The organism is Rhizobium rosettiformans W3 (assembly GCF_004912135.1).
GTDB lineage: Bacteria > Pseudomonadota > Alphaproteobacteria > Rhizobiales > Rhizobiaceae > Allorhizobium > Allorhizobium rosettiformans.
On the sequence record NZ_STGU01000010.1, the window covers coordinates 48,035 to 63,207 of the forward strand.

The 15,173-nt window shown below is 61.3% G+C and carries 16 protein-coding genes; 13 read left to right on the forward strand and 3 right to left on the reverse strand.

Annotated elements, in window-relative coordinates; all coding sequences use genetic code 11:
- Window positions 1-283: 283 nt before the first annotated feature.
- The 13 genes from FAA86_RS17180 to visR all read left to right on the forward strand — a co-directional run bounded on the left by FAA86_RS17180 (window position 284) and on the right by visR (window position 12,401).
- A complete protein-coding gene (locus FAA86_RS17180) occupies window positions 284-1,921 on the forward strand; it encodes a globin-coupled sensor protein (protein WP_136542399.1) in 1,638 nt (545 codons plus the stop codon).
- 135 nt (window positions 1,922-2,056) lie between these two features.
- Complete coding sequence (locus FAA86_RS17185) at window positions 2,057-2,356, forward strand: STAS domain-containing protein (protein ID WP_113459914.1); 300 nt, start codon at window positions 2,057-2,059, stop codon at window positions 2,354-2,356.
- Window positions 2,353-2,718: a chemotaxis response regulator CheY1 gene (cheY1, locus tag FAA86_RS17190; protein ID WP_113459913.1), complete on the forward strand. Its 366-nt coding sequence runs from the start codon at window positions 2,353-2,355 to the stop codon at window positions 2,716-2,718. Before FAA86_RS17185 ends, cheY1 begins: the two co-directional genes overlap by 4 nt.
- Before the next feature lie 16 nt (window positions 2,719-2,734).
- A complete protein-coding gene (locus FAA86_RS17195) occupies window positions 2,735-5,002 on the forward strand; it encodes a chemotaxis protein CheA (protein WP_113459912.1) in 2,268 nt (755 codons plus the stop codon).
- A gap of 4 nt (window positions 5,003-5,006) precedes the next feature.
- Window positions 5,007-5,477, forward strand: a complete 471-nt coding sequence (locus FAA86_RS17200) for a chemotaxis protein CheW (RefSeq protein ID WP_113459911.1) — start codon at window positions 5,007-5,009, stop codon at window positions 5,475-5,477.
- Window positions 5,474-6,376 (forward strand): protein-glutamate O-methyltransferase CheR, encoded by a 903-nt coding sequence (cheR, locus tag FAA86_RS17205; RefSeq protein WP_136542400.1) that lies wholly within the window; start codon window positions 5,474-5,476, stop codon window positions 6,374-6,376. The genes FAA86_RS17200 and cheR overlap by 4 nt, the downstream gene beginning before the upstream one ends.
- Window positions 6,376-7,422 carry a protein-glutamate O-methylesterase CheB gene (gene cheB, locus FAA86_RS17210; RefSeq protein WP_113459909.1) on the forward strand — a complete coding sequence of 349 codons (1,047 nt, stop codon included), beginning with the start codon at window positions 6,376-6,378 and terminating at the stop codon, window positions 7,420-7,422. Before cheR ends, cheB begins: the two co-directional genes overlap by 1 nt.
- Window positions 7,422-7,811, forward strand: coding sequence for a response regulator (locus FAA86_RS17215; protein WP_006726293.1), 390 nt, complete (start codon window positions 7,422-7,424; stop codon window positions 7,809-7,811). The genes cheB and FAA86_RS17215 overlap by 1 nt, the downstream gene beginning before the upstream one ends.
- On the forward strand, window positions 7,808-8,362 hold the full coding sequence (gene cheD, locus FAA86_RS17220) for a chemoreceptor glutamine deamidase CheD (protein WP_113459908.1): 555 nt from the start codon (window positions 7,808-7,810) through the stop codon (window positions 8,360-8,362). Before FAA86_RS17215 ends, cheD begins: the two co-directional genes overlap by 4 nt.
- 13 nt (window positions 8,363-8,375) lie before the next feature.
- A complete protein-coding gene (gene cheT / locus FAA86_RS17225; RefSeq protein ID WP_113459907.1) occupies window positions 8,376-8,765 on the forward strand; it encodes a chemotaxis protein CheT in 390 nt (129 codons plus the stop codon).
- Between the two features lie 161 nt (window positions 8,766-8,926).
- The gene (gene fliF, locus FAA86_RS17230; RefSeq protein ID WP_136542401.1) at window positions 8,927-10,621 is read left to right on the forward strand and encodes a flagellar basal-body MS-ring/collar protein FliF; all 1,695 of its coding nucleotides are present in this window, start codon (window positions 8,927-8,929) and stop codon (window positions 10,619-10,621) included.
- A 270-nt stretch (window positions 10,622-10,891) separates the two neighbouring features.
- Complete coding sequence (gene visN, locus FAA86_RS17235; protein WP_136542402.1) at window positions 10,892-11,641, forward strand: transcriptional regulator VisN; 750 nt, start codon at window positions 10,892-10,894, stop codon at window positions 11,639-11,641.
- Window positions 11,642-11,651: 10 nt separating this feature from the next.
- Complete coding sequence (gene visR, locus FAA86_RS17240) at window positions 11,652-12,401, forward strand: transcriptional regulator VisR (RefSeq protein ID WP_113459904.1); 750 nt, start codon at window positions 11,652-11,654, stop codon at window positions 12,399-12,401.
- A gap of 7 nt (window positions 12,402-12,408) precedes the next feature.
- Here visR and FAA86_RS17245 read toward each other — a convergent pair whose 3' ends face one another.
- From FAA86_RS17245 to fliG, 3 genes are all read right to left on the reverse strand, one after another.
- Window positions 12,409-12,849, reverse strand: a complete 441-nt coding sequence (locus tag FAA86_RS17245) for a hypothetical protein (protein WP_136542403.1) — start codon at window positions 12,847-12,849, stop codon at window positions 12,409-12,411.
- Window positions 12,850-12,854: 5 nt separating this feature from the next.
- Window positions 12,855-13,937 (reverse strand): flagellar biosynthesis protein FlhB, encoded by a 1,083-nt coding sequence (flhB, locus tag FAA86_RS17250; protein WP_136542404.1) that lies wholly within the window; start codon window positions 13,935-13,937, stop codon window positions 12,855-12,857.
- Window positions 13,938-14,116: 179 nt separating this feature from the next.
- A complete protein-coding gene (gene fliG, locus FAA86_RS17255) occupies window positions 14,117-15,154 on the reverse strand; it encodes a flagellar motor switch protein FliG (RefSeq protein ID WP_113459901.1) in 1,038 nt (345 codons plus the stop codon).
- Window positions 15,155-15,173 lie beyond the last annotated feature (19 nt).

Consider the following 15,173-nt stretch of genomic DNA (forward strand, 5'->3'; position numbering starts at 1 on the left):
TCCATTAACCTTCAAGCAAGGAATTAACCATAAAGATTGGGGGACACGTCGGAGTGGGACTCGCTCAAGAGTTTCCTTCGGGCATGACGCCATCCCGTCGTACCGGTTCTGGTCCGGTCTGTATTTCACATGGAAGCAGTTCGATGAACCGGCAGACCATGATGCGGACGGCGTAGGGACCGGATCCCGAACACCAGCTTTTCCGCATGCGTGACTGCAAGATCGTCGGACGGATGGAAGGCCCCTTCGGGCGGCACAGTCGGGACGAATGACAGGTCAGGGGATGTCCACGGAGCGGGCGACGGGATCACAGGCGGGCAGCCTGCGCGACCGGCTGCGCTTTGCCGGTCTCGACGAAGCACAGTGCGAGCTGCTTCGTCAGAACCGCCACCTGCTGTCGCAGCCCCTGAAGACCGCCTTGCGAGATCTCTTCCAGCGCCTGCAGACATCCCCCGATGCGGCCCGCGTATTCTCCAGCGAGCGCCAGTATGATCGGCTCCATGATCTTCTCTCCTCCCACTGGGATGTCCTGACCGATGCCCGCTTCGATGGTCTTTATGCCGAGCGCGTGAAGGTTCTGTCGGACAGCGAAAGCCGCATGGGGCTCGATCCGCGCTGGCACGTCGCCGGCCACGCTGTGGTCCTCGAACATCTGCTGACGACGGCGATCGGCGAAAGCGCCGGTGCCGGCCTGCTTCCTTCCAGCCGCCGTCGCCAGCGTGAGGTCTCCGACCTCGTGGCAGCCCTTGTCCGGCTGGTGATGGTCGATGTCGAGATTGCCGTGTCGTTGCGCTTCAATGAATTGCGTCTCAAGCACCATCGCGATCTCGCCGCTCAGCGCGAACAGGACCGCGCCGAGTTCGAAGGCGTCTTCCGCCCGATCGTCGAGAGCCTCGCAGCCGGTGATCTGACCGTTCGCGCGCCCGCGGATGTGCCGGAAGCCTATGGCGATCTCGCAGGGCGCATGAACGAGGCACTGGAACAGCTCCAGACCGCGTTCCTCTCGTCCGAGCAACGGCTGAACCATGTCCGCGAAACAACCGGGCGCATGGCCGAAAGTGCCCGCTCTTATGCCGAACGCGCGGAAAACCAGTCCGGCGCCATGGCCGAGACAAGTCACGCACTGCAAGATCTGACGACCAGTGTGCGCGAAAGCGCCAGCCAGACCAAGCGCGCGGAAGCGACCGTTGCCGCCACCCGCAGCTCGGTCGAAGCAAGCGGCGAAGTGGTCGGCCAGGCGATCTCTGCCATGGCGGATATCGAGGCCTCCGCCGAGCAGATCGGTCACATCATCGGCGCGATCGACGAAATTGCCTTCCAGACCAATCTTCTGGCGCTGAATGCAGGCATTGAAGCCGCCCGCGCCGGCGACAGCGGTCGCGGCTTTGCGGTGGTCGCTCAGGAAGTGCGGGCGCTCGCCCAGCGTTCGGCTGACGCCGCGCGCGAGATCAAGACGCTGGTGGCAACGACCAAGAACCAGGTCGAAGCCGGCGTCGATATGGTCGCCAAGACCGAAGGTGCCATCGCAGACATCGTTCTGCAGGTCGGCGATATCAGTGGCACGGTTTCCGACATCGCAGCCCGCACCGACCGTCAGGCCAGCGAGCTGGCAAACATCGCCGGAACAGTCGCTGGACTGGGCGCTGACATCGGCAGCAATGCCGCCCTGGCGCGCCAGTCGAGCGAAGGCACTGACGATCTCCACAAGGTCATTCTCGAACTCGGGGCGACGATCCGCGAATTCCACATCGAGCGCCAGACCCGCGCGCCGAAGGCAAGTGCAGGTCGCATCCAGCTGTCGAACCAGCGGGAGCAGGGTGCTGCAGCCCCCGTCAACCCGGCATTTTCGGCGCCGGACATGGCTGACGACGAATCTTCAGACTTTGGCTTCCCGGTTCATATCGCCGGGCTCGGAGGGTGAGGGGATTGTTTACCACCATGCGCTACACAAGGAAGTTAAGGGCGGGAATTTCGGCAATCTGTCCGGGGGAATGGTTCTCCTGGAACCCACATTCGGGCCTCTTTGCCGCAGCCTCGGGACACAAGGAAAGAAATGATGGCAAGTAAGAAAGGCGAACAGAAGGCCCTGAAGCTGGCCGCGGTGTTGGACCTGAACGAGGCTTCCAACCTCAAGGCCAATATTCTCTCGATGCGTGGTGCTCCGCTGACGATCGATGCTTCTGGCGTCGAGCGTGTCGGCGCCCAGTGTGTGCAGGTCCTCATGGCAGCTGCCAAGGCCTGGGAAGCCGACAAGCATCCCTTCTCTTATGGAAAGGCCTCCGAGGCCTTCCTTAAAACCCTTCAACTGATTGGCGTGAACATCGATCATCTGCTCGCTAAGGAGATCCGGCAATGAAGAAAAAAGTGCTCACCGTGGATGACTCCAGAACCATTCGTAACATGCTTCTGGTCACCCTCAACAATGCTGGCTTTGAGACCATCCAGGCCGAAGACGGCGTCGAGGGCCTGGAAGTTCTCGAAGACTGCAATCCCGACGTCATCGTGACCGACATCAACATGCCGCGTCTCGACGGTTTCGGCTTCATCGAAGGCGTTCGCAAGAACGAGAAGTATCGTGCGGTCCCGATCCTGGTTCTGACCACGGAAAGCGACGCGGAAAAGAAGAACCGCGCCCGCCAGGCTGGCGCGACGGGCTGGATCGTCAAGCCGTTCGATCCGACCAAGCTGATCGATGCCATTGAGCGTGTAACCGCCTAAGTCGGGAATTTCTCCTATGGATATGAACGAAATCAAAGAGATCTTTTTCCAGGAATGCGAGGAGCAGCTCGCGGAACTGGAATCCGGTCTTCTGAAAATGAATGATGGAGATCGGGATCCGGAAACGGTGAACGCCGTGTTCCGCGCGGTCCACTCCATCAAGGGCGGTGCCGGTGCCTTCGGTCTCGACGATCTGGTCGCCTTCGCACACGTCTTCGAGACGACTCTTGATTGCGTTCGTTCCAACAAGCTGGAACCTGGCCCCGAAGTCATGAAGGTAATGCTGAAGTCGGCAGACGTTCTGGCTGACCTCGTCACGGCCTCTCGTGACGGCGGCAGCGTGGACGAAAGCCGCTCCAGCGGTCTGGTCAAGGAACTGGAAGCTCTGGCCAACGGCGAAGTTCCCGCGCCGTCGGCAGCCCCGGTTCCCGCGGCCAAGCCGGCAGCACCGGCTCCTGCACCCGTCGCGGCAGCACCGACCGATGACAGCGGTTTCCAGCCGATCCCCTTCACCTTCGATGGCTTCGGCGGCGAAGAGGAAGAGACGATCGTCCCCTCGACCTTCGACGTGACCTTCAAGCCGCGTCGCGAGCTCTACTCCAAGGGCAACGAAGCAGCCCTCCTGCTGCGTGACCTGTCTCGTCTCGGCGAGATGAGCATCAACTGCAACATGGATGACCTGCCGCCGCTGGACAGCATGGATCCGGAAGCAGCCTATTTCCATTGGTCGATCCAGATCACGGCGGAGAAGGGCGAAGAAGCCATCCGTCAGGTCTTCGAATTCGCCGAATGGGATTGTGATCTCGAGATCAAGGTGCGCGAGGCGGAAGCCGCAGCGCCCGGCGAAGAACTGCCGATGATCCCGGTGCCGTTCGACCTCTCGGCGCTCGACGATGGTCCGGAGCCGCAGCAGGAATCCGCCGAGGAAACCGTCGCTGCCGCCGTGGAAGCAGCAGGCACGGCCTCTGGCGTCATGAAGATGGCAGCCAGCGCTGCAAAGCCTGAGAAGAAGGAATCGCCGGCCGCTGCCGCCGCAGCTGCTGCAGCCGCAGCTCAGGCCCAGGCCAACAACGCGGCAGGTCAGACCATCCGCGTCGATCTCGACCGCGTCGACCGCCTGATCAACCTGGTGGGTGAGCTTGTCATCAACCAGGCGATGCTCTCGCAAAGCGTCATCGAGAACGACAACAACGGAACCTCCGCCGTCAACATGGGCCTCGAAGAGCTGCAGCAGCTCACCCGCGAGATCCAGGACTCGGTCATGGCCATCCGCGCGCAGCCCGTGAAGCCGGTCTTCCAGCGCATGTCGCGTATCGTTCGCGAAGTCGCCGACATGGTCGGCAAGTCGATCCGCCTGGTCACCGAAGGTGAAAACACCGAAGTCGACAAGACGGTCATCGACAAGCTCGCAGAGCCGCTGACCCACATGATCCGAAATGCCGTCGACCACGGCATCGAAAGCCCGGAAAAGCGCGCTGCCGCCGGCAAGAACCCGGAAGGCACCGTCAAGCTGACAGCAAAGCATCGCTCTGGTCGTATCGTCATCGAACTGGTCGACGACGGTGCCGGCATCAACCGCGAGCGCGTGCGCCAGAAGGCCATCGACAACGATCTGATCGCGGCCGATGCCAACCTGACGGACGAGGAAATCGATAACCTGATCTTCATGCCGGGCTTCTCCACGGCCGACAAGATCTCCGACATCTCCGGCCGCGGCGTCGGCATGGACGTCGTCAAGCGCTCCATCCAGGCACTCGGCGGTCGTATCTCGATCACCTCGCGTCCCGGACAGGGCTCGACCTTCACCATGAGCCTTCCGCTGACGCTGGCCGTTCTCGACGGCATGGTGGTCACGGTCGCCGGCCAGACACTCGTCGTTCCGCTCACCGCGATCGTCGAAACGCTGCAGCCGGAAGCGCAGAACATCCATTCCTTCGGTGCCAATCAGCGCCTGATCTCGATCCGCAACTCCTTCTGCCCGCTGGTGGACGTAGGCCGGATCCTGAACTTCCGCGGCAGCCAGGCAAACCCGATGGAAGGCGTTGCCCTTCTCGTGGAATCCGAAGGCGGTGGCCAGCGCGCTCTCATGGTCGATGCGATCCAGGGTCAGCGTCAGGTCGTCATCAAGTCGCTGGAAGCCAACTACACCCATGTCCCGGGCATCGCCGCCGCAACCATCCTCGGTGACGGTCGCGTGGCGCTCATCCTCGACGTGGATGCCGTCGTCGCCGCCTCGCGTGGTCAGTCCCTCAAACAGGAAATGTCGTTAGCCGTCGCAGGGTAATAGTATGTCGTATGCGGTCAAAAACTTGGTCCAGGGCAGCAGGGAGCTGATCGCCTTCCGTATTGGTGATCAGGAGTTCTGCGTAAACATCATGTCGGTGCGGGAAATCCGGGGCTGGAGCCCTGCGACCCCGCTGCCGCATGCCCCGCACTATGTCTTGGGCGTCATCAACCTGCGTGGTGCCGTCCTGCCGATCATCGACCTTTCCCTGCGCCTGGGCATGAAGCCCGCCGACCCGACCGCCCGCCACGTCATCATCGTGGCGCAGGTCAAGTCGAGGGTCGTAGGGCTCCTGGTCGAGGCCGTTTCCGACATCCTGACCGTGACCGACGAAAACATACAGCCGACACCGGAAGTCTCCTCCGATCTGGAGCGACAATACGCCCGTGGCATCCTTGCGATCGACAAGCGGATGATCTGCTTGATCGAGCTTGGTGCACTATTCAACGAAGCCGCGGAAAGCGAGGCTGCATGACCTTTGCAATGAGTACATCCCGTCAATCCGACGATGAGGTTCTGGCCAGCGGCGAATATCCGCTGACCCGACGGGATCTGAACGAGATTGCTGCCATGATCTATTCGGATGCGGGCATCGCGCTGAACGACAGCAAGGCCTCGCTCGTCTATTCGCGTCTGTCCAAGCACATCCGCAATCTCGGCCTCTCTGGCTTCCGCGCCTACTGCCAGCTCGTCGCCTCGCCGGAAGGTGCTGCCGAGCGCCGCGAAATGCTCTCGCACCTGACCACCAACTTCACGCGTTTCTTCCGTGAGAACCATCACTTCGAGCATCTGCGCGATGAGGTTCTGCCGGGTCTGGTCCAGCGCGCCAAGTCTGGCGGCCGCGTGCGTATCTGGTCGGCGGCAAGCTCGGACGGCCAGGAGCCTTATTCGATCGCCTTGACGGTCTTCCAGGCCTTCCCGAACGTCCTCGACTACGACTTCAAGATTCTGGCAACCGACATCGATCCGAAGATCCTCGCGATTGCCCGTCAGGGTGCCTATGACGAACAGGCGCTCGAAACGGTATCGCCCGCGATCCGCAAGCAGTGGTTCAAGGAAGTCGAGATCAACGGCCGCCGCAAGTTCCAGGTCGATGACCGCCTGAAGCGCCTGATCACCTACAACGAACTGAACCTGATGGCTCAGTGGCCGTTCAAGGGCAAGTTCGACGTCATCTTCTGCCGCAACGTCGTGATCTATTTCGACGAGCCGACCCAGATGCGCATCTGGACCCGTTTCGCAGACCTGCTTCCCGTCGGTGGCCACCTCTACATCGGTCACTCGGAGCGCGTATCGGGCGACTCCAAGAACGATTTCGACAACATCGGCATCACCACCTATCGCTACCTCGGCAAGAACGGAGGGCGCAAATAATGGCAGCACCTGCACGCGTTCTCGTCGTCGACGACAGCCCGACCATGCGTGGCCTGATCACGGCCGTGCTCAGCCAGGATCCTGATGTCAGCGTCATCGGCCAGGCCGGAGACGCCATGGAGGCTCGCGCGGCGATCAAGCAGCTCAATCCCGATGTCGTGACGCTGGACATCGAGATGCCGAACATGAATGGCCTGGAATTCCTGGAAAAGATTATGAAGCTCCGGCCCATGCCGGTGATCATGGTGTCGACCATGACACACCGTGGAGCCGAAGCAACGCTTGCCGCGCTCGAAATCGGCGCCTTCGACTGTGTTGCCAAGCCCCAGCCCGGCGAGCCCCGCCCGTTCGGCGAACTGGCCGAAAAGGTCAAGGCGGCGGCGCGGTCACAGCACCGGCACCAGTCTGCACCGCAGGTCCAGCCTCTGGCCACGGCGCCGGCCGCAGACTTCCGCGTCGGACGCAAGATCGTTGCCATCGGTTCGTCGACCGGCGGGGTGGAAGCCCTGATCGCCGTGTTGCAGAAGTTCCCGCGCAATTGCCCCCCGACGGTGATTACGCAGCACATGCCGCCGACCTTCACCAAGAGCTTTGCCGAACGTCTCAACCGTCTCTGCGCCCCTGTGGTGGAGGAGGCCACGGATGGTGCAAGGCTCGAGATCGGCAAGATCTATCTTGCGCCGGGTGGTGAGCGGCATCTGCAGGTAGCCAATGCTTCGGCGCCCTGCTGCCGTCTCGTCGAGCGCGCACCGGTCAATGGACACCGCCCCTCGGTGGACGTCCTGTTCGACTCGGTGGCCGAACTGGCCGGCCGGAATGCCGTCGGGGTCATCCTGACGGGCATGGGACGCGATGGCGCGTCCGGTTTGCTGAAGATGCGTCATGCCGGTGCTCGCACCATCGGTCAGAACGAAAAGACCTGTGTGGTCTATGGGATGCCACGAGTCGCCTATGAGCTGGGCGCTGTCGAGCATCAACTGCCTCTCACCTCCATTGGCGAGGAAATCCTGAAACTCACTGCTGCCCGAAAAGAAGGTATCGAATAATGTCCCTAGCTGAAAAAATCAAAGTTCTGATCGTCGACGATCAGGTCACAAGTCGCCTGCTGCTCAGCGACGCGCTGACCCAGCTCGGCTTCAAGCAGATCACTGCCGCCGGTGATGGCGAGCAGGGCATGAAGATCATGGAGCAGCAGCCCCACCACCTGGTCATCTCGGACTTCAACATGCCGAAGATGGATGGTCTGGGTCTTCTGCAGGCCGTGCGCACCAACCCGAACACCAAGAAGGCGGCCTTCATCATTCTGACGGCGCAGGGTGACCGCGCGCTCGTTCAGAAGGCTGCACAGCTGGGCGCCAACAACGTTCTGGCGAAGCCGTTCACGATCGAGAAGATGAAGGCGGCCATCGAGGCCGTATTCGGAGCACTAAAATGACAGACGACAGTGCGGCGAAGCGCGTCCACATCATTCAAGGGGAGTGGAAGGTCAGCAAGGACCCGAACGTGGTTCTGTCTACCATCCTCGGTTCGTGTGTTGCCGCCTGTATTCGGGATCCGATTGCAGGAGTGGGTGGCATGAACCACTTCCTCCTGCCGGGATCGGCGGTACCGGGAGCCGGCGGCGGCGACGCCACCCGCTACGGCGTCCACCTCATGGAGCTCCTGATCAACGGTCTTCTGAAGCAGGGCGCTCGCAGGGATCGTCTGGAAGCCAAGATCTTCGGCGGCGCCAAGACAATCGCGACATTCTCCAATGTCGGAGAGCAGAATGCCGCCTTCGCTCAGCAGTTCCTGCGTGACGAAGGCATCAAGGTGGTCGGGTCCTCTACGGGCGGAGAACACGGTCGCAAGCTGGAATTCTGGCCGGTCAGCGGTCGGGCAAGACAGTATCCGCTCACGGGCGCAGAAACACAGAAGACGGTCGCGCTGGAGCAGCGTCCGGTCCCTGTGGCAAAGCCGGTGGAAACCTCAATCGAGTTCTTCTAGTACTGGACATCGGATGCAAAACGAAAACTTGGCGGCAAATCAGGACACTCTGGAAGAGCTTCCGGAAATCCTCATGCGCATCGTCAGCGAGCTTCACGACGTGGCTTACCTGATCGAGCGCGTGGAACCGCACCTGCTCGAGCTTGGCGGCCCGAAGGTCCTGGAGCATCCGGACAGTCTCAAGGTGTTGCAGGGCATCGACCTTGCCGTACAGAAGGCCCGTGGACTGGCCGAGTTTGTCGACACCATCACGGCGACCATCCCGCCGGACTGGATGATCGACATGACGACGGCGCTGAGCCTCGTCAAGCTTGCGGACATGCAGAAGGCCCTGGGGGCAGGTCTTCGTCATGGCCATTCCCAACCGCTTGTAAAGGCGGCTGGCGACTTCGATTTCTTCTGACCGTCCCTCAAGGACGGTAGGGCCGCAAGTCTTCCATTTTGCGATGAGCCGAAATGAATTCGGCTTTCCCGCCTCGCGAAACGTTCGCACAAGTTTCGATTTCTATTGTCGCGCCAAGGGCAAAAACGCCCAGACCCTTCTTGTAGATGGTGCGAGACAGAATGAATCTGTTAAATCAATTACTTCAGATACCAAAAAATTTGGCGGCGATGGGTCAGGCGAAGCTTTTTGCCATGGCCGGCGTGGCCGTTGTCTCCTTTGCAATCATCATTGCCGGCGCCCTCTACGTCAACAAACCCTCCTACGAGACCCTTTATGTCGGCCTGGAACCCGTTGATCTGAACCAGATCAGCATCGCGCTGGCCGAATCTGGCATCGATTTCGAAACCGGTGCCGATGGTCAGAGCATCAGTGTGCGCGCCGGCATGACCGGCAAGGCGCGCCTTCTGCTCGCCGAGCGCGGCCTGCCCAACAGCGCCAATGCCGGCTACGAACTTTTCGACAATGTGGGGTCTCTGGGTCTGACCTCGTTCATGCAGGAAGTCACCCGCGTCCGAGCTCTGGAAGGTGAAGTCGCACGCACCATCCAGCAGATCTCCGGCATCGCGGCTGCACGCGTTCACATCGTCATGCCCGACATCGGCAATTTCCGCCGAGGGGAGCAAAAGCCGACAGCCTCCGTCATGATCCGCGCTTCCTCGGATGCCGGCCGCAAGGCCGCCGCATCCATTCGGCAGTTGGTCGCATCCTCCGTCCCGGGTCTGGACGTCGAGGACGTGACGATTCTCGATTCCACCGGACAGCTGCTGGCGGCCGGCGATGAATCGGGCGGCGAAGCCACCCGTTCGCTCGGCGTCGTCCAGTCGGTCCAGCGCGAGATCGAAACCAATATCGACAAGGCACTCGCCCCATTCCTCGGAATGGACAACTTCCGCTCCAGCGTCACCGCCCAGATCAACACCGACAGCCAGCAGATCCAGGAAACCATCTACGATCCGGAATCGCGCGTCGAGCGTTCGGTCCGGGTGACCAAGGAGCAGCAGAAGTCGCTGCAGCGCCAGTCCGATACGGCAGCCACCGTCGAGCAGAACATCCCTCAGGCGGCTCCGGAGTCCGGCGGCGCTGGTCCTGAGTCCTCCGACGAGCAGGACAAGAAGGAAGAGCAGACCAACTACGAGATCAACAGCAAGACGGTTGCCACGGTCAAGAACAGCTTCACCGTCGAGAAACTGTCCGTCGCTGTCGTTGTCAACCGTGGCCGCATCGCCAAGATGGTCGGCGAGCCCGTCGACGAGGCCAAGATCGATGCCTATCTCGCCGAGATGCAGAAGATCGTCAGCTCGGCTGCCGGCCTCGACGCAGACCGCGGCGACGTGGTCACCCTCACGGCCATGGACTTCCTCGAGAACCAGCTGCTCGAACAATCCGCGACCGGCCCGGGCTTCATGGAGATCCTGAGCCGCAACATCGGCGGCATCATCAACTCGCTGGCCTTCGTTGCCGTTGCCTTCCTGATCGTCTGGATGGGTATCCGTCCGATGATCCGCACCGCAGGTGGCGGCGCGGCAGATACGGCTCTCGCCGGCGGCATCGGGGAGCAGGCAGCCGGTCTCGAACTGCCCGATTTTTCGCCGGCCCTCGGTGGTGGTGCGGGCGGCGGCCTCATGGAAGGTTTCGGCTCGGACTTCGGCTTCGACTCGACCGACGACCTCCTCACCATGGACGACGACCCGAACGGCGGCTTCAACCGCCGGGTCAAGGAAGGACCGGAACGGCGTCTCTCGCGCATGGTGGAAATCTCCGAAGAGCGTGCCGCCAAGATCCTTCGCAAATGGGCTGTGGACAACGCCGCCTGATCAGCAAGAAGAAACCAGCACCAACCGCGCCCCCTGGGCGCGGTTTTGCATTGTAATCCCTTTGTCATGCGGGATTGCAACATCGCCTTGAGGCGCGCATGCTTATCGCTGGCCAAGAATACCGCAAACGCCTGTGACCTTTGCCACTTTATATTTTACAGTGAACATGATTCGGTACCTTGAGATTGCGAAGCCTGCGTGAGTCGGCCGTGATCTCTCGTAGCGAAGGCCGCGAGAATGCAAGGCTGTCACTTCAAAGGGGCACGTTGAATGGATGCCGAGCTGACAACAGAGGGCCAGGAGGGGCGGGCCCGCGGGGCTGTTCCCGCGGAACCTCTGCAGAAAGGCTCTCCGTCGAAAGACGCACTGATCCGTAAGCTGGCAACGCCAGGGCTTTCGGGCGACATGGGGCAATGCCTGCGGGTTCTCTGTGACTATGTCGGTGCATCTCATCACCTTCTGGCGCGCTATGACCTCGTGCAGGAAGAAGGTCTCGACTTCGTGGTCGCCGCCGACTGGCCCTTCGATCTCGTCCGCCGGCTCGAGAGTGAGCTTGCCACCAGCTATTCCCAATCGACCGAGCTTGAGAAATGCCTTTCGGTCCTGCAGCCGAAATATGCGATCCTGCCGGATGATGCGCATGTTCCTCTGGGCATCAGCCGCCAGTATTGCACCGTCACCCTCAATGTCGGGCGCACACGCCTTGCCCTGATGCTGCTGTTTCCGCAGGACTACGTGCTGTCGCCGGAGCGGCTTCGTGAGGTCGGTCTGCTTGCGGGTTATGCGTTAAGCCTGTCGACGAGCAAGGCACACAAGAGCGATCGGGATTTCGATCTGACCGATCGCGAGCTCGAATGCCTGTTCTGGATTGCCGAAGGCAAGACGAGCGACGAAATCGCGACGATCCTTGGCATCTCGCGCAACACCATCAACAACTACATCACGAGCGTCATGCGCAAGACGGCGACGAAGACCCGCTCGGAAGCGATCGCTTACGCGGTCCGTAACAATCTGGTCTGAGGGAGCAGGAATGGCCACAAATACGAGACCAGGCGGAGCCATCCTCGAAGATGCGGCTTGGTCCGGCCAGCGCCCCGTTACATCCCGCTCGGACGTCTTCCCGAAGCTGATGTCGCTGCAGCGGTCGCTGAATGCCCGCGGCTTCGCTGCATTCCGCGTCGGCGGCGCGAGCCTGCCGCACAAGCGGCGCCTGGACCCGGAATTCGAGAACTGGAGCAGCGGCCTCAGCAGCGGACGGGATGCCTTCGTCGCCGCCTATGGCGATGTGCTGCTGTCGCATATCGAAACCTCGACGCTGCCGATCCTCTGGAGCGCGGAGGAAAAGACGAGCTTCCTCGACGCCTCCGACTTCACGCCCTTCGCGCTGCAGCTCGAAGAGCGGTTGCTGCCCTATTCAGGGATCGCATTTCCGGTTCGGCTGGGTGCCGTCGGCAATGGCTATGTCGTCTTCCCAACCCTTGGCGGCGCCGATCTCCCGGGCGAACTGATCCTCGCGGTGCACAGCCGCTGCTACAAGGTCATGACGGATATCCTGTCGCTCGACGAGCGAAAGGCGGCTCCGTCCGAGACGCTGAGCGAACGCGAGATAGCCTGTCTGCAGCTTGCGGGAGACGGCCGGATCAGTGAAGAAATCGCCGAGCGCCTGGGCCTGTCGGTTCACACCGTCAATGCCTATCTCGGCTCGGCTACGATCAAGCTCGATTCGGTGAACCGCATCCAGGCGATCGCCAAGGCGATCCGCCTCGGCTACATCACCTGACGCCTCTTCAGCCGTAAAGCGGGGACGCCTGTCCCTTGACGAAGCGCGCCTCCTGCAGGCGCTCTCCGAGCATCCGGGTGTTGGTGTCCGGGTCGCCCGAGGAATCGTGGAACGCAATGTGCTTGATGTCGAGCCCGGCGTGCTCGCTGGTCAGCGTCAGCTGCGAGTAGATGGTGATGCCCCGCGGCTTGATTTCGAGATCGAGAACGATCTCCGGCGGACCGCCCCATTCGAGGCGGTAGTCACCACCGGCACCGAAGACGACCGTGCCAGGGTGGAAATAGAGTTCGGCTGCGGACGAAACGAGGTCCGAGAGATTTCCGTAAAGTTCAAAACGCAGAAGTGAAATGAGGTCGGCAGCGTCGAGAAGGCGCAATTCGCTCGCGACGGGGCTGATAGCCTCTGCCACGATGCGTTCACGCTGGTTGGTATAGGAGCACTTCTTCATCGGGCCTAGCGTATCCGTCTCTTGGGGGCCTTGGACGCATAGACCCGGTGCACGAGCTCTGCGACTGCCTTGTAAAATACTGACGGAATGACGCTATCCACCGAGACTTGCGCAAACATGGAGCGGGCGAGCGGCGGATCCTCAAAAATGGGGATATCGTTTTCCCGGGCGATCTCGCGGATCTTGAGCGCCACGAGGTCCTGCCCCTTCGCAACCACCACCGGCGCCTCGTTTTCCTCGCGCACGTAACGCAGGGCCACCGCATAGTGGGTCGGATTGGTGATGACGAGAGTGGCGCGCGGAACGCTGGCAATCATGCGCTTGCGCGCGCGGTCGCGGGCAATCGATCTCTGGCGAGCCTTGACGATCGGGTCACCCTGCGCCTGCTTGTATTCTTCCTTGACCTCCTGCTTGGTCATGCGCAGCTGTTCATACCAGTGGTAGCGCGTCCAGAAGACGTCCACGGCGGCCAGCAACGCGGTCGCCATCACCACGATGATCATCATCTTGTTCAGGATCTGGGAGAACTTGACGAAGATGACCTGCGGGTCGGAGAACATCGTGTCGATGATGCCGAAATAATCGCTCTTCAGGGCGAAGACCATGATGACGGAGAGCACCACGATCTTGAAGATCGACTTGGCGAACTCCACCATGCCCTGGCTACTGAAGATCCGCTTCCAGCCCTTGAACAGCGAGATGCGATTGAGCTGCGGCCTGATTCGCTCCAGAACGAAATAGGGCATGTGCTGCGCGACATTGGCTGCCACGCCGAGCATGATCAGCATGATCAGCATGGGCGCGAGAAAGGCGCCGATCTCCCAGGCGAGATGCGTGAAGAGTGAGACCACGTCGACGGCCGTCCCGAGATACCATTGGTCGGGGCGCTCGAAGATGTCCTTCAGCGACTGGCCGAGACGGGCGATGGCATTCGGCAGGAAAAAGACGGCATAAAGATAGAAACCGAGAGCCGTCGCGAACAGCGGCGCCTCGCGCGAGGTCGGCACATTGCCCTTCTCCAGAGCGTCCCGAAGCTTTTTCTCGGTCGGGTCTTCTGTCTTACTGTCTTCGTCGTCATCTTCGGCCATGACCGCTGCCCTTCCGGAAGGCGTGCATCAGGTGGAGCGAACCCCTGCCTGATCCAGGCGCCGACACCGCATGCCGACGGCTTGCCGGGTCATTCCCGGTTGGATGAACGTAAACACCCGCCGATTGCGCATCAATCGGCGGGTGATGAAAAGCTGCCGGTTTTCAACAGAGGTGACCGTCAGGCCGCCTGAGTTTCGCCTTCGGTATCCTTCAGCTGGATCTGACCGGCATTGGCCAGGCGGATAGCTTCCTGCGCGACCGCGCGACGGGCGATCGCGATCTCGCGCGGATTGATGCCGGCGGTGCCGGCCTGCAGGTCCGATTCGATCATGCGGCGGGAGCGCGGGCTGATCGAGGCCAGCACGCATTCCTTGATCTCCGCACTGGCGCCACGCAGCGCCATGGTGAGGATTTCGCCGGAGATGTCGTTGAGCAGCAGCACGCGGCTGCGCTGCGGCATGGCCAGGAGATCCTCGAAGAGGAAGATCTTCGGACGAACCTTGTTGACCGATTCCTTGCTGATCGATTCGAGCGACTGGAGCAGGGTGTCGACTTCCGGCTTCTCGAGTTCATTCATCAGTTCCGCAACCTTGGCCGAACCCGTCGAATTCTTCTCGGCATCGATTTCGGCGATCAGATCATGCACCCGGTTCTCGATGATCTGCGCAGCCTTCGGGCTGACATTCTTCAGGTTGACCGTACGGTTCATGATGTCGGCGCGACGGCTTTCCGGCAGCTTCAGGAGAACCTTGGCACCGAAGGACGAGGGCAGCATGGAGAGGATATAGGCAACCGTCTGCGGATGCTCGCGCATCAGGAAGCGTGCGATGAAGTCAGGATCTGCATCCTGCAGGCGGTCCCAGATGGAGGCTTCATAGGCCTGGAAGGCGGTGCGACGCCCCAGGAGACCATCGACTTCTTCCGGCGTCAGGCCTTCCTCGAGAATGCTCTCGATGGCCTTCGCATTGTCCATCAGGCCGGCGCCCTCGGTGAAGAGGTCCTCGAACTCGTTGACCAGTTCGGTCAGCTCATCCGGCGGAATGGTGCGAAGGGTCTGTGCAGACGCGATGATCGTCTGCAGCTCGGCCTGCGTGAAGTATTTGAGCAGCTTTCCGGCGACACCCTTTCCCATGGCCAGCAGCACGGCAGCTGCCTTATCGGCTTGGGAGAGGGGTTTTCCGGTTAAGGGGCCGCCAAAATCGTCAAAGTCCATCATGGTCTTGTCCTCTCTGGCC

Excerpts from the sequence above, each read along its gene's own strand:
- FAA86_RS17180 (WP_136542399.1), top strand. The coding sequence starts at position 284 with ATGTCCACGGAGCGGGCGACGGGATCACAGGCGGGCAGCCTGCGCGAC.
- FAA86_RS17185 (WP_113459914.1), top strand. The coding sequence starts at position 2,057 with ATGGCAAGTAAGAAAGGCGAACAGAAGGCCCTGAAGCTGGCCGCGGTG.
- cheY1 (WP_113459913.1), top strand. The coding sequence starts at position 2,353 with ATGAAGAAAAAAGTGCTCACCGTGGATGACTCCAGAACCATTCGTAAC.
- FAA86_RS17195 (WP_113459912.1), top strand. The coding sequence starts at position 2,735 with ATGGATATGAACGAAATCAAAGAGATCTTTTTCCAGGAATGCGAGGAG.
- FAA86_RS17200 (WP_113459911.1), top strand. The coding sequence starts at position 5,007 with ATGTCGTATGCGGTCAAAAACTTGGTCCAGGGCAGCAGGGAGCTGATC.
- cheR (WP_136542400.1), top strand. The coding sequence starts at position 5,474 with ATGACCTTTGCAATGAGTACATCCCGTCAATCCGACGATGAGGTTCTG.
- cheB (WP_113459909.1), top strand. The coding sequence starts at position 6,376 with ATGGCAGCACCTGCACGCGTTCTCGTCGTCGACGACAGCCCGACCATG.
- FAA86_RS17215 (WP_006726293.1), top strand. The coding sequence starts at position 7,422 with ATGTCCCTAGCTGAAAAAATCAAAGTTCTGATCGTCGACGATCAGGTC.
- cheD (WP_113459908.1), top strand. The coding sequence starts at position 7,808 with ATGACAGACGACAGTGCGGCGAAGCGCGTCCACATCATTCAAGGGGAG.
- cheT (WP_113459907.1), top strand. The coding sequence starts at position 8,376 with ATGCAAAACGAAAACTTGGCGGCAAATCAGGACACTCTGGAAGAGCTT.
- fliF (WP_136542401.1), top strand. The coding sequence starts at position 8,927 with ATGAATCTGTTAAATCAATTACTTCAGATACCAAAAAATTTGGCGGCG.
- visN (WP_136542402.1), top strand. The coding sequence starts at position 10,892 with ATGGATGCCGAGCTGACAACAGAGGGCCAGGAGGGGCGGGCCCGCGGG.
- visR (WP_113459904.1), top strand. The coding sequence starts at position 11,652 with ATGGCCACAAATACGAGACCAGGCGGAGCCATCCTCGAAGATGCGGCT.
- FAA86_RS17245 (WP_136542403.1), bottom strand. The coding sequence starts at position 12,849 with ATGAAGAAGTGCTCCTATACCAACCAGCGTGAACGCATCGTGGCAGAG.
- flhB (WP_136542404.1), bottom strand. The coding sequence starts at position 13,937 with ATGGCCGAAGATGACGACGAAGACAGTAAGACAGAAGACCCGACCGAG.
- fliG (WP_113459901.1), bottom strand. The coding sequence starts at position 15,154 with ATGATGGACTTTGACGATTTTGGCGGCCCCTTAACCGGAAAACCCCTC.